Below are 13,632 nucleotides of genomic sequence, written 5' to 3'. Positions count from 1 at the left end.
GACGTCATGTCCGCTCGGGGGCACGCATTCGGTATCGATATCGGTGGCAGCGGCGTCAAGGGCGCCGTTGTGGACTTGGCTACCGGCGACCTGGTCCATAAGCGGATCAAGATCGCGACGCCGCAGCCCTCGACACCCAATGCCGTGGCCGGGGCCGTGGCCGAGCTGGTCGCCACCGCCAAGTGGCATGGTCCGGTCGGAATCACGTTGCCGGCTGTGGTGCTGAGCGGCTTGGCGCGCACCGCGGCCAATATCGACAACTCGTGGATCGGCACCGACGCCAGAGCGATGTTCTCGGCCGCCCTCGGGGGTCGCGATGTCACGGTACTCAACGACGCGGACGCGGCAGGCCTGGCCGAAGACCGTTATGGCGCGGCAAAGGCTTTCGCCGGTCTCGTGATGATGCTGACCTTCGGCACCGGTATCGGTTCCGCGCTGCTCTACCACGGCACGCTGGTACCCAACACCGAGCTCGGTCACGTCGAGATCGATGGCATGAAGTGCGAGCACCGCGCCGCGGCCTCGATCAAGGAACGCGAGGGCATGTCCTACGAGCAGTGGGCCGCCGAGGTGAGCACGGTGCTGATCGAACTGGAGAACCTCTTCTGGCCGAACGTGATCGTCGCGGGAGGCGGTATCAGCAGGGACGCCGACCAATGGATCCCTTTGCTCACCAATCGAACTACCGTCCTTCCCGCCCACCTGAAGAACGCCGCGGGCATTGTCGGTGCTGCTATGGCCATCAACGGGGGCATCACCCCTTGAGGCGCGCGGGCGAGGCGGTGGATGCCGTTCCCGGCATCGTGCCATAGGTACCCTGGTTAGATCGTTACAATGGAACGTGCCCGGCTGAGCCGGAGAAACCCCGACCGGCCATCCGCCGGTACAACCCGACAGACCGCTCCGCCGGAAAACCACTCTGGCGTGACGCCGCACGAGACCGTCACGAAAGGGCGTACGTGGTAGCCACGAATACCCGTCAGACCGCCGATTCGGCCGATGCCGACTCCGCAGATGTAACCGCAGCACGGCCGGTCAGTAAGGCTGCCGCCAAGAAGGCTCCGGCAAAAAAGGCCGCCGCCAAGAAGGCCCCCGCCAAGCGGGCTGCCAAGGCAACCAAGGCTCCGGCGAAGAAGGCCGCCAAAAAGGCAGGCCCGAACGGCGAGCCCGGCGCCGAGGAAACGATCGAGGACGAGTCGCTCGATCTCGACGATCTCGGTGATCTGGAGGTGTCCGAGGACGACCTCGCCGACGGCGAGGATCTGGTCGAGGTCGCCGAGGAACCCGAGAGCGGAGAAGCCGGAAGCGAGGCCGACGAGCCGACCGCGGCGGACAAGGCCTCCGGCGATTTCGTCTGGGACGAAGAGGAATCCGAGGCGCTACGCCAAGCCCGCAAGGACGCCGAACTCACCGCCTCAGCCGACTCGGTCCGCGCCTACCTCAAGCAGATCGGCAAGGTCGCGCTGCTCAACGCCGAGGAAGAGGTCGAACTCGCCAAGCGCATCGAAGCCGGCCTCTATGCGGCGGAGAAGGTGCGGGAGTTCACCGAGCAGGGCGAGAAGCTACCGGTCGCGATGCGCCGCGACTACAACTGGATCGTCCGCGACGGCAATCGGGCCAAGAATCACCTGCTCGAGGCCAACCTGCGCTTGGTCGTCTCGTTGGCCAAGCGATACACCGGCCGCGGCATGGCGTTTCTCGACCTGATCCAGGAGGGCAACCTGGGTCTGATCCGCGCGGTGGAGAAGTTCGACTACACCAAGGGCTACAAGTTCTCCACGTACGCCACCTGGTGGATCCGGCAGGCGATCACCCGTGCCATGGCCGATCAGGCCCGTACCATCCGTATCCCGGTGCACATGGTCGAGGTCATCAACAAGCTCGGCCGCATCCAACGCGAGTTGCTCCAGGACCTCGGCCGCGAGCCGACCCCGGAGGAACTGGCGAAGGAAATGGACATCACGCCGGAAAAGGTGCTGGAAATCCAGCAGTACGCGCGGGAGCCCATCTCACTGGATCAAACCATCGGCGACGAGGGTGACAGCCAACTCGGCGACTTCATCGAAGACTCCGAGGCTGTGGTCGCGGTCGACGCGGTGAGCTTCACGCTGCTGCAGGATCAACTGCAATCGGTGCTGGAGACACTGTCGGAGCGGGAGGCGGGCGTGGTCCGGCTACGCTTCGGCCTCACCGATGGCCAACCGCGCACTCTCGACGAGATCGGCCAAGTGTACGGAGTCACCCGTGAGCGCATCCGGCAGATCGAGTCGAAGACGATGAGCAAGTTGCGCCATCCCAGTCGCTCACAGGTGCTGCGCGACTACCTGGACTGAGATAACTGTTGGAATGAGCCGCTGACCTTTCGGTTTGCGGCTCATTCCACCAAAACTCGACGGGCACAGCGTCCCGGTCTCGTCTTCGCGCAGTGCGGTGAAGGCGGCATGGGTTCGTCTGGCGGACAGCAGCACCGGCGACTGATCGCACCTTCGCGCCCGCCTGGATACCTTCTCGAGTTGTCATGTTGCGCTGCCCGACGACGTAGTCCACGGCAGCGCAGCGAGATCCGCCGCACCCCCGCCGCACCCCCGCCGGAACCGAGCTTCGAGTTCGATGACCTTCAGCAGTGACCGAAACACGTGCGAGCACAAGTTCCTGATCCCATCGCGAAAAGTTTTCTTCCTTCATGTCGAAATCCGGGATGGTCACACGAAGGACTGGTTGAGGGCCGGACCAGTCGGCCCACCAGCAGAGGGACCGCACGTGCGACGCATCATCGCTTCGACCTACACAACGCTCGACGGATACATCGACAACCCGCACGAGTGGTCGATGCCATACACCGACCCCGGCGCGCAGCAGTACGCCTTGGACCTCACTCTCGGAGCGGGTGCCCTACTACTCGGCCGGATTACGTACGAAGGCATGGCACAAGCGTGGCCGCACATGGGCGGCAACCCGTACGCCGATCACGTCAACGGGATCGAGAAGTATGTCGTCGCCTCGGGGCCGGTCGACGTCGAAGCCTGGGGTCCGGCGACGGTCATCCCTGGCGATGACGTCCTCGGCACGGTCGAGGGGTTGAAGCAGACCGGTGGCGGAGACATCCTGATCTGGGGTAACGGCCGGTTGACCGACACCTTGGCCACCGCGGGTTTGCTCGACGAGTACCGGATCTGGGTCTACCCCATCATCAGAGGCGGCGGCGAGCGGTTGTTCCGGGCCGAGAGCCGCGCAGGCCTCGAACATATCGACACCAAGACCTTCGAGTCCGGCGTGGTCGTGCTGTCCTACCGCGTCAGCGCCGCGTGAACGGAGACGAGATGGACACCGACGTCACGACGTACATCGATAACACGAAGGCCTGGCAGACGGGGATCTGCGCCTCCCTGCGTGAGACCGTTCATCGCACGCTGCCGGGTGTCGCGGAGATCCTCCAGTACGGCAAGCCACACTTCACGGTCGAGGGGGAGAACGTCGCCGCGCTGCACGTGGCCGCGGCTAAGGTGTCGTTCATGGTCTTCGGAGCCGAAAACGTCGAGCCGGTACCGGGGTTACTCCGTTCCATGGGATCCGGCGATCGCAAGGTCGTCGACTTCCGTGAGGGTGAGTCCGCCGATCCCGGATACATTGCAGACCTGCTGCGCCGCGTCGTCGGCCACGACCGAGAAAGAAGAAACTCCGCATCATGCGCGTGATGGTGATGACCAAGGGCGATGCTGCCGACGAAGGCAAGGCGCAGCCGACCCAGGAGATGTTCGAGAAGATGCAGGCCTTCAACGAGCAGTTGGTCAAGGCCGGCATCATTCTCGGCGGTGAAGGCCTCCAGCCGAGCAGCGCCGGAGCGAAACTCACCTTCTCGACGTCCGGGACCTCGGTCGTGGACGGTCCATTCACCGAGTCCAAGGAAGTTATCGCCGGCTACTGGATCTGGGAGGTCAGTTCGCTGGCAGAGGCCGTCGAGTGGGCGAAGCGCTGCCCGTTCGACCCGTCGTACGGCGACTCCCAGGTCCTGGAAATCCGGCCGCTCTACGCCATGGACGACTTCGCCGCGACCGTCGACCCCGAGACCCTGACCCGCAGCGAGCAGCTGCGACACCCGTCATCGGGTTAACCCGACTGCCTGATGGAACTGCGCGCGTCGGTCGAGGCGCTATGGCGGATCGAGGGACCTCAGCTGATCGCCACACTCGCCCGCCGCATCGGCGACCTCGACATTGCGGAGGACCTGGCCTCCGAGGCTTTCATGGCCGCGCTGGAGCAGTGGCCCGTCGAGGGGATGCCGCCAAGGCCCGGCGCGTGGTTGATGACCACCGCATGGCACAAGGCGATCGACCGTGCCCGGCGGGAGGAGACGGCGCGCAAGAAGGCGCCGCTCCTCGTCGCCGGGTACGACGGTGAGCTACCGGATGTCACCGCCGAGGCGCTCGCCCCCATCCCGGACGATCTGCTCACCGTGGTGTTCACCACCTGCCACCCGGTGCTCTCCCCCGAGTCCCGAGTCGCCCTCACCCTGCGGTTGTTCGGGGGCCTGACTACCGAGGAGATCGCCCGCGCGTTCCTCGCTCCCGTAGCCACCATCGGTCAGCGCATTTCGCGCGCGAAGCGCACCCTGGCCGAGGCTCGGGTCCCGGTCGAGGCGCCGTCGGCCGACGAACTGCCCGACCGCCTTCGCGCCGTGCTCGAGGTGCTGTATCTGATCTTCAACGAGGGCTACTCGGCCTCCTCCGGCGAGACCATGGTCCGCGCCGATCTCGCGATCGAAGCCATGCGGATGGGGCGAGTCCTGGCGGGCCTTTTGTCCTCCGAGCCAGAAGTTTTCGGCCTCACCGCACTGATGGAACTGCAGGCAGCAAGGTTCCGCACGCGCGTCGATGAAGACGGCGTTCCCGTCCAACTCGAGCATCAGGACCGTCACCGGTGGGACCGCGCCCTGATCGAGCACGGTCTCAGAATGCTCGACCGCGCCTTCGATCTGGCTCGTCCGCTCGGGCCCTATTCGCTGCAGGCCGCGATCGCCGCTTGCCATACCCGCGCCGCCACCTTTGCCGACACCGATTGGGTCGCGATCCTCGCCCTCTACGACGCCCTCGCTCAGCTCACCGCCTCTCCCGTGGTCGAACTGAACCGGGCGGTCGCCGTTTGCTACGTCGACGGTCCCGCGGCCGCGCTGGCCGCGACCGAGCCGCTAGTCGAGGACCGACGGATGGCCCACTACCACCTCCTCGGGGCGGTCCGCGGGGACTTCCTCACCCGACTCGGCCGACACCACGAAGCCGCCGCCGAGTTGGCGCGAGCCGCTGAGCTTGCCCCCACCAGGCAAGAGCGGCAGCTTCTGCTGGATCGCATGACGACCGCGCGCACAGCCCGTGGCTAGAGCGCCAGCACCCGCTGTACTGCGATCGCCAGCTCGCGAGAACGGAAGTGCCGTCGATATAGCAGCGCAGCGCGGAAGATCGCTGCCGCCGAAGACGGTGGCGTGCAGGCATGCGGCCACTTCCATCGATCCGCTGCCTCTCGGGGCGGATCTTGGGGCGGGTCGGAGCCGAGATCCGCTGAGAGCGGGTTGCAGGGATGTCGGTCGCGTTTACAGGTCAAGGACGACTGCCTCGGTCGGTCTGGCGCAGCAGATGAGGATGTTGCCGTCAGCGGGAGGTTCGACGGGGTCGGGTGCGTAGGCGATGGCACCCGAGATGAGGGCGAGTTCGCAGGTGTGGCAGACGCCGGTGCGGCAGGACCACTGGACAGGGACGTCACAGGCCTCGGCGAGTTCGAGCACGGACTCGTGTACGTCGTTCCAAGCAACGTTCAGGCCGCTGCGGGCGAAGGAGACCTCCGGTCCCGTACCGGGCGCGCCCGCGGGCTGGTGGGGTGCGGCGCCCGACGAGCCCTTGATCCCGGGGGTGAGCGAGCCACCGGCACCGAAGATCTCGCTATGGACCCGGGAGGCATCCAGTCCCGAATCGATGAGCGCAGCGGTAACGCTGACCATGAAGGCCGCTGGTCCGCACAGGTACGCGTCGGCGTCGCTCGGCAAGCCGAGCCCGCGAATATGGTCAGCCGACAGACGGCCGGCCTGCGAATAGTCCACGCGCAAGCGGTCATTGGCGGTCGGCCTGCTGTAGTAGATGATAGATCGGGCGTTGGGGAGGGCGGCGATCAGTTCGCGGCTCTCTTGGGCGAAGGGGTGCTCGGTGCCGTCCCGCGCGCCGTGCAGCCACCACACCTCGCGGCTGGAATGCTCGATGGCGAGGGTGTGCAGCATGGCCAGCACGGGAGTGACACCGATTCCGGCCGACAGCAGCAGCACCGGATCGTCGCCATCGGCCAGACAGAAGGCACCGCGGGGCGCGGCGGTCTGCAGCTGGTCGCCGACTCGGGAGCGGGCGCGCAACTCGTTGCTGGCGGCACCGTGCGGTTCGACCTTCACGCTGATCCGGTAGCTGCCATGACCCGGCTCACCGGACAGCGAGTAGCTGCGGATCAGCGGCGGCACCCCGCCCTCGGGCTGGACCTTCACCGTGAGGAACTGACCCGGCAGCGCGGCCGGCAACGCGGAGCCGCCCGCGGCCGCCAAGTGCAGGGAGAACACGCTGCGGCTTTCGGACTGGATGTCCGTGATGGTGAGCGGCCGGAAGCCCGGCCACGCGGGCGGTGGAGCGGTGGCGGCGGTATTCAGCCCTGCGCTGCCCGAGGAATCACCGCCCTCGCCGCCGGGCTGCTTCAGCAGCGTCCGCATCGAGCGCTGCCAGCCGGGACTGAGCGCAGTAATCCGCAATGCCCGCTCGACCTGCTCACGAGTGTGGCCGGGCAAATAAAGGACCCGATCGATTTCCTCGACGGTCATAGCCTCGGGTCCGGTGGAAACCTTGACGATCTCCTGCCCGGCCTCGACCTCGCCCTCCTCGATCACCCTGAGGTAGAAGCCGGGGCGGTGGTGGGCCACAAGCAGTGCCGCCATCCGCGGCTCGCCCATTCGCAGGCCCACCCGATAGCACGTCACCCGCGGCTGCGTGACCTCGAAGAGGGCGTCGCCGATGCGGTAGCGGTCCCCGATGCAGACCTCGTCGTCGGGTAGGCCGTCGACGGTGAAATTCTCACCGAACTGGCCGGGGGCCAAGTCGTCGCGTTTGAGCTCCTTCGCCCAGTATCGGTACGAGTCGAGCTGATAGACCAGTACGGCCCGCTGCTCACCGCCGTGCCCACCGAGGTCCCCTTGGCCGTCTCCGTCGATGTTCAGCCGCCGCACCATCCGCGGCCCGGTCACGCTCTGCTTGTAGACGCCCGTGTGCACGGTCTTGCCGCGCCAGGGAACGTCTTTCGGCATCCCGACATTCACTGTGGTCAACGTCGCCACCACGCCACCTCTCCTGCGGCGCCTCCCATGCACGCTTCGCAGGGAAGCACGTTGCATCAGCTTCTGGTCTCTTGTCCGCCATGTCGGGCGCTGCGTACCGTTGTCGGCGTCAGTTCGTCTGTGCACACAACCAATTGCTGTCCCTTACCTGCGACGACTGCTCTGGCAGCGGCCTGGGGGACCGTGCCGTGACCCAGACGTGGCTATCCAGCTATGCGCCACAAGTCAGCGGCAAATCTGCGGAAATTCGCGAGTATCGCGCGCGTCATGTGAGAACCCGTCCGAGGAACCCGTGGATGTACCCACTGATGGCGTCCAGGTGCGTCTCCAGGGCGAAGTGCCCGGCAGGTAGGAGGTGGACTTCCGCCTCCTTCAGGTCGCGGGAGAAGGCCCGTGCGCCGTCTGGTCCGAAGATCTCGTCCCGTTCACCCCAGACCGCGAGCAGGGGCACTTGGCTGGTGCGGAAGTACTCCTGCAGTTGAGGGTACCCGTCGATATTCGTTGGGTAGTCGCGGAACAGCGCCAGCTGGATCTCGTCGTTGCCGGGCCGTTCCAGCAGGAGCTGATCGAGGGTCCAGGTGTCGGGGCTGACCAGGCGGGCATCGGTGGCGCCGTTCTCGTACTGCCAACGCGTCGTACTGGGGCTGAGTTTGGCCCGCGCACCAGGTTCCGTGCCGCGGCCGGGATTGTTGGCGTACGCGAACAAGTCGTCCCAGAACGGCGTGACGAACCCTTCCATGTAGGCGTTGCCGCTCTGCGAGATGATCGCGCTGATGTCGTAGGAAGGGTCGAGGGCCAAGCGCCAGCCGATCGGTGCCCCGTAGTCGTGCACGTAGATGGCGAAGCGATCGATGCCTAGATGATCGAGCAGTCCGGCGGTGCGGGCGGCGAGGTTGTCGAAGGTGTAGTCGAAAGTGTCGACCTTCGGCATGGCGGAGTGACCGTAGCCGATGTGGTCGGGCGCGATCACGTGATAGTCGTCGGCCAGCGCAGGGATGAGATGGCGGAACATGTGCGAACTGCTCGGGAATCCATGTAGCAGCAGCACGACTGGCGCGTCGTTGGGGCCGGCCTCGCGGTAGAAGACCTCTTGACCATTGATGGTTGCCGTGTTGTGTCGTGTGGGAAGCACATCCACCTCCAGGTGCCGGTTCGAGCCGAGAAGTGCGCCAAATCCGCCCGCATACCACCCGGTGGATGCGATGAAGCTCATAGCGATCGCCGCGGAGCCTCGGGAAGGTTCCCTCGGCAGCGTGGACCTCGCGACAAATGGCGCCGGTGTGCCTTGTTCCACGCTAGACCCCGAGCGACAGCGAGGGCAACGAAAAAGACCTGAAAACGCCGCAACTCGCATCGGCATAATATTGCCGTTCCCACAAGGTTCGACTCGTACCGGACACCTCGACCGCCCGCTCTCGCCATCGGCGCCCTCAACTGTGTGACTCGGTAAGGCACCGCGCCTCGGGCCTCGCTGAGCACCTCACACGTCACGCCACTCGACACATCGGATTTCCGGCGACCGCGCACAACCCCGCGATGGGTCGCCCCTAACTCGAAGCAAGGCCGACTACCCTCCCGAGTGGGCCGACGCAGCCGTGTCACCAGGCGATCGGGCAAGAGTTGATGCGGATGGGCTCAGACCTTCGAACACCAACACGAGATAACGCCGCCAACCATCGGGATCGCCGGCTGCCAGTGCAGCTTGGTAGATGCCGGTCATCAGAGACACGACATCGAGGCCAGTGATGTCCGATCGCACATCTCTACTCGCCCGTGCACGCTGCGCCAGCAGCTCGGCAATCTCGCGCAGCCGCACCGTTTTGCCTCGAAGCGTAGGGTCCTTCCCCGCGGCGCTGGCAGCGACCTGGCAGAACGCTCGGTCCCGCGCCTGTAATGCGATGCCGGCCGCGATGAAGTCGAGCAGTGCTTGCCGCGGCGAGCCCGAGCCCAGCAGCCCTTCGGCGAATACCGCGAGGTCATCGATCACGTCGGCGACGATCGCCGAGACGAGCTCGTCCTTCGACGCGAAGTGGCGGAAGACCGTCCCTTTTGCCACCCCCGCGCGATCCGCTATTTCGGCGATGGTGACGTCGACTCCCGATTCAGCCAGCGCTTGTGCCGCAGCACGAACCAGAGTTTCGCGCGTACGAATCGCGTCAGCCCGCATCGAACACCTCCGAGGAGAGATTAGCACAAGATGACCGGGTGGTCATCTTGCGTTATCGTCAAGGTGACCGCATGGTCATCTTGCACGAAAGGAGTCCCCTCGCCATGACACGTCCTACCGGTTCTGTCGAAGACAAATCCATCCTGGTGATCGGCGCCTCGTCCGGAATCGGCGCCGCCATCACGCTGGAACTCGCCGGCGCGGGAGCTCGAGTAGCCGCTGGAGCACGGCGCCGCGATCGACTCTCCGCCCTCGTGGAGCAGGCGAACGGTCTCAGCGGTGAGGTGGCGCCACTCGAACTGGATGTCACCGACGAAGCGTCCATCAGGTCGGGCGTCCGCTGGGTAGTCGAGCGATTCGGTCGGCTCGATGTCTTGATCAACAACGCCGGAGTGATGCTCAGTGGGCCGATCCTCGAGGCGGATACCACCGAGTGGACGCGCATGATCAGCACCAACCTGCTCGGAACAATGCTTGCCACCCACGCTGCCCTGCCCTATCTCATCGACAGCAACGGGACAATCGTGCAGACCTCGTCGACCTCGGGTCGGGTCGCTTCAGCAGGCGGCGGTGTGTACGCCGCCACCAAGCACGGCGTCAACGCGTTCTCGGAATCCTTGCGCCAGGAGGTAACCGGAAAAGGTGTCCGGGTTGTCCTGATCGAGCCCGGCTTCGTGGAGACGGAACTGACGAGCCATATCGCCGACCCCGAGACGCGGGCGATGGCCGCGCACCTGGCTTCGTCGATGCGAGTTCTACAGCCGCACGATGTGGCCGCCGCCGTGCATTTCGCGATCGCGCAGCCAGAACACGTCGCGGTGAACGAAATCCTCTTGCGTCCGACCGATCAGGTCAGGTGACACGACCGACTTCGCTGGGACCACGTCGATATTCGCCCGGTGGCCGGGTCGATGGCGGCCATGCCGTCGTCGGTCGGGGTGAGCGGGGTCGGCGAGCGAACCAGCCAGAAGCGGGGCACGCGACGCGGCCGTGACCGCACGCGGCACACTGGCGGGGTGGTTGCCTCGACCTCCAGCCCGTTTCGGGCGCCCTGGACACGGACAATCGACCCCCGCGCCGAACTGCCGACCGCGTGGGCGTGGCTGCGCCGTCCCGGACTGCCCCGCCGAATCATGCCCGCGATCCGCGGGTATCTGGGCGCCGCCCCCGCCAGCACCGCATACGCTTTCACCCTGTTCGTCACCTGGTGGACGCTGCGCGGGGTCGGTAATTCGGTCGAACGCAGACTGATCTTCTCGGCTTCGACCAACCTCTACAACATGCGGCACAGCCCGGTACAGGTGCTGGTGGCCTCGGCCTTCTGGACCGACGGCGGCTTTCCCTGGGTGACCATCGCGGGATTCCTGATCGTGATGGCCTACGCCGAGCGATGGTTGGGCACCACCCGCTGGATACTGCTGTTCGCCATCGGCCACATCGGGGCAACACTGCTGACCGTCACCGGTATCTCGCATGCCATCGATCGCAACCTCATCCCCCTCCATGTGGCCGTCGCCGCCGATGTCGGGACCAGCTACGGCTTTTCGGCGGTGCTCGCGGCGCTGGCATTCCGGTTCCGTGGCGTGCTCCGGCTGGCATGGGCGGGCACGATTCTGCTGGTGCTCGTCGTGGCGCTGTGGGTCGGTCCGACCTTTACCGACTACGGCCATCTGTGTGCGGCCACGATAGGGCTGCTGGTCGGCACGATCGCAACCACGTTCTGGCGCAAGCTGGAGCGCACAACCGCGCGCAACACATCCGCCGAGACAACGCAGCGGCCCTGATCAAGAAAGGGCAGGCTCCGGACGCACCAGACGCTGCACGAACTCGACCGCGGGTTCGGCAACCCGCGCCGTGATCGGCCCGAGCACCGCCATCAGCAATACATAGGCCGAGGCGAAGGCGGCCAGTTGCCCCTCGACTGCGCCGATGCTCACCGCCAATCCCGCGATGACGATGGAGAACTCGCCGTGTGCGACCAGCGCCGCACCCGTCCGTGCCCGACCCATCCGCCGCATGCCCTGTCGGCTCGCGGCCCACCACCCGGTCGCGATCTTTGTCAGTGTGGTGAGCACCGCGAGCGCGGCAGCCCAACCGAGCACGGGCGGAATCGACCGCGGATCGGTGCTCAGGCCGAAGGCTACGAAAAAGATGGCCGCGAACAGGTCGCGCAGCGGCTCGAGCAGTTTCGCCGCCGCCGCCGCGGTCGAGCCGGAAATCGCGATACCGAGCAGGAAGGCCCCGACCGCGGCCGACACGCTCAGCGCCGAGGCGACACCCGCCACCAGCAGCGCGGCTCCGAGCAGCTCGAGCAGGAACACCTCGCGGTCGGCGCTGTCCACGATCGCCGAGACGTAGCGTCCGTAGCGCAACGCGACAGCGAGCACCAGCGCGATCGTCACCAGCGCGATCCCTAGCGCGCGCAACCCGCTGACCCAGCTCAGCCCGGCCAGCACCGTGGTGAGGATCGGCAGGTACACCGCCATCGCCAGATCTTCGAACACCAGGATGGACAGAATTACCGGCGTCTCGCGGTTACCGAGCCGACCCAGGTCGTCGAGGACCTTCGCAACAATGCCCGAAGACGAGATATAGGTGATGCCAGCCATCGCGATCGCACCGTTGGCACCCCAGCCCAAGAACAGCGCCACCACCGCGCCCGGAGTCGCGTTGGCGACGATATCCACCACACCGGCCGCCCAGGATCGGCGCAGTCCAGTCACTAACTCCGCCGCGGTGTACTCCAGGCCCAGTAGCAACAGCAGCAACACGACACCGATCTCGCCTGCGATATCGCCGAATTCGTCGGCCGCCCCGAGGTCGGCGATGCCGCCTTGACCGAAGGCGAGACCACCGAGCAGATACAACGGAATCGGCGACATCCCCACTCGCCCTGCGACGCGCCCCAACATGCCGAGGGCGAAAAGAACCGCTCCGAGCTCGATCAGGGCGAGCGCGGTGTCCTTCACGCGTCAGCCGTGCGTCAAAATTCTCGCGGCGGCATCCAAGCCGTCCGGGGTCCCGACCACCACGAGCAAGTCGCCCGCGGTGAAGGTGAAGTCAGGGCCGGGCGAGGGATGCAAGTGCCCCGCCCGCATGACCGCGACAATGGAGACCTTCGTACGGGTCCGCATCGCGGTCTCGCCGAGAGTGCGGCCGTCGTACGGGGAGTCATCACCGATCGGTAGCTGTCGGGTGGTGATTCCGGGAAGATCGCGATGGTCGTCGTTCAGGCTGGCGACCAACTGCGGTGCGCCGAGTAGGTTGGCGAGCACCGCCGCCTCGTCGGCGGTCAGCGGGATCTGCGCGGCGCAGGCATCGGGATCCTCGAGTTTGGAGACGATCAGGTCGATGTCACCGTCGCGGTGCGCGACCACGCCGATACGGCGGCCGGAATGCACCTCGAAGTCCTTGCGGACACCGATCCCGGGTAGCGCGGTGACGTCGACATTCACGCTGTCCAGATTAGCCCGATGTCCGAGTTCGTAAACCGTCCCGGTCATCACTTCGACGGATGGCATCCGACCAGCGCTGTGCTGTGACGCGGTGGTCGGGGTTGCCGGAGCGAACGCGGGATCTGCTCGGAGTGCTCACCGTGTTCGCGGGCGGTGCGGCTCTCGCTGTCAGCGGTCTGTCCGCGATGACCGATCGCGGCGTGGATTCGGCGATGTGGCCGCGCTTCGGCGTCCTGCTCGCGGTCTGCCTGGCGACCTCCGGCGTCGAAACCCGGTGCCGGCAATGCTCGGAGGTCTGCTCCCATTGGCGGGTGGACACCTACTGCTGCGCGGCGATGCCGAGGACGTGGTGGCCGCGCCGAGAGGGCTCGCCCAGTTGTCGATCCTGGTGGATGCCGCGCGGGCGGCCGAAATCATGGTCCGGGTGCGCACGGCGCCGCCCTGCCGAGCGCGGTCGACCAGGCCGGATACCGCATCGCCCCGGAGGCTTTGACCAACGCCATGAAACTCGCACCGGGACAAAAGGTCTTCATCGACGTGTCCCGTCGCCGGGTGCTCAACCTGGCGATCCACAATCCGACCGCACCGGTGCGCGCGGCGGGCGCCGCGGGCTGATGAACATGCGCGAACGCGTCGCCGCGCTCGGCGGAAGTTTC

General features: G+C 66.1%; 14 protein-coding genes. 9 read left to right on the top strand and 5 right to left on the bottom strand.

Annotated features, from left to right (window positions below):
• Positions 1–6: 6 nt before the first annotated feature.
• From ppgK to AB0C34_RS04805, 6 genes are all read left to right on the top strand, one after another.
• A complete protein-coding gene (gene ppgK / locus AB0C34_RS04830) occupies positions 7–765 on the top strand; it encodes a polyphosphate--glucose phosphotransferase (RefSeq protein ID WP_357067468.1) in 759 nt (252 codons plus the stop codon).
• 194 nt (positions 766–959) lie between these two features.
• A complete protein-coding gene (locus AB0C34_RS04825; protein WP_357067466.1) occupies positions 960–2,333 on the top strand; it encodes an RNA polymerase sigma factor in 1,374 nt (457 codons plus the stop codon).
• Positions 2,334–2,760: 427 nt separating this feature from the next.
• Positions 2,761–3,309, top strand: coding sequence for a dihydrofolate reductase family protein (locus AB0C34_RS04820; protein WP_357067464.1), 549 nt, complete (start codon positions 2,761–2,763; stop codon positions 3,307–3,309).
• An 11-nt stretch (positions 3,310–3,320) separates the two neighbouring features.
• Positions 3,321–3,695 (top strand): DUF1801 domain-containing protein, encoded by a 375-nt coding sequence (locus tag AB0C34_RS04815; protein ID WP_357067462.1) that lies wholly within the window; start codon positions 3,321–3,323, stop codon positions 3,693–3,695.
• The gene (locus AB0C34_RS04810; protein WP_357067460.1) at positions 3,686–4,111 is read left to right on the top strand and encodes a YciI family protein; all 426 of its coding nucleotides are present in this window, start codon (positions 3,686–3,688) and stop codon (positions 4,109–4,111) included. Before AB0C34_RS04815 ends, AB0C34_RS04810 begins: the two co-directional genes overlap by 10 nt.
• A 12-nt stretch (positions 4,112–4,123) precedes the next feature.
• Positions 4,124–5,374, top strand: coding sequence for an RNA polymerase sigma factor (locus AB0C34_RS04805; RefSeq protein ID WP_357067458.1), 1,251 nt, complete (start codon positions 4,124–4,126; stop codon positions 5,372–5,374).
• A 210-nt stretch (positions 5,375–5,584) separates the two neighbouring features.
• Here the strand turns inward: AB0C34_RS04805 and AB0C34_RS04800 are convergent, their stop codons facing one another.
• The 3 genes from AB0C34_RS04800 to AB0C34_RS04790 form a co-directional block, all read right to left on the bottom strand.
• A complete protein-coding gene (locus tag AB0C34_RS04800; protein WP_357068501.1) occupies positions 5,585–7,354 on the bottom strand; it encodes an MOSC and FAD-binding oxidoreductase domain-containing protein in 1,770 nt (589 codons plus the stop codon).
• A gap of 265 nt (positions 7,355–7,619) precedes the next feature.
• Positions 7,620–8,567, bottom strand: a complete 948-nt coding sequence (locus AB0C34_RS04795; RefSeq protein WP_357067456.1) for an alpha/beta fold hydrolase — start codon at positions 8,565–8,567, stop codon at positions 7,620–7,622.
• Positions 8,568–8,921: 354 nt separating this feature from the next.
• Positions 8,922–9,521 (bottom strand): TetR family transcriptional regulator, encoded by a 600-nt coding sequence (locus AB0C34_RS04790; protein ID WP_357067454.1) that lies wholly within the window; start codon positions 9,519–9,521, stop codon positions 8,922–8,924.
• A gap of 104 nt (positions 9,522–9,625) precedes the next feature.
• Here AB0C34_RS04790 and AB0C34_RS04785 point away from each other — a divergent pair, with 104 nt between their 5' ends.
• Entirely contained in the window at positions 9,626–10,381 is a 756-nt protein-coding gene (locus AB0C34_RS04785) for an SDR family NAD(P)-dependent oxidoreductase (protein WP_357067452.1), read from the top strand.
• A 156-nt stretch (positions 10,382–10,537) separates the two neighbouring features.
• Positions 10,538–11,305 (top strand): rhomboid-like protein, encoded by a 768-nt coding sequence (locus tag AB0C34_RS04780; RefSeq protein ID WP_357067450.1) that lies wholly within the window; start codon positions 10,538–10,540, stop codon positions 11,303–11,305.
• Here the strand turns inward: AB0C34_RS04780 and AB0C34_RS04775 are convergent, their stop codons facing one another.
• Entirely contained in the window at positions 11,306–12,490 is a 1,185-nt protein-coding gene (locus AB0C34_RS04775; protein WP_357067448.1) for a cation:proton antiporter, read from the bottom strand.
• A gap of 3 nt (positions 12,491–12,493) precedes the next feature.
• Entirely contained in the window at positions 12,494–12,976 is a 483-nt protein-coding gene (locus AB0C34_RS04770) for a cation:proton antiporter regulatory subunit (RefSeq protein ID WP_357068499.1), read from the bottom strand.
• 283 nt (positions 12,977–13,259) lie between these two features.
• Between AB0C34_RS04770 and AB0C34_RS04765 the strand changes: the two genes are divergently transcribed.
• A complete protein-coding gene (locus AB0C34_RS04765; RefSeq protein ID WP_357067446.1) occupies positions 13,260–13,469 on the top strand; it encodes a hypothetical protein in 210 nt (69 codons plus the stop codon).
• The last annotated feature ends 163 nt before the right edge of the window (positions 13,470–13,632 follow it).

The sequence above is a fragment of the Nocardia sp. NPDC049220 genome, assembly GCF_040647855.1.
Lineage (GTDB): Bacteria > Actinomycetota > Actinomycetes > Mycobacteriales > Mycobacteriaceae > Nocardia.
Note: the sequence above shows the minus strand (reverse complement) of the source record. Positions and strands in the feature narration are given on the sequence as shown.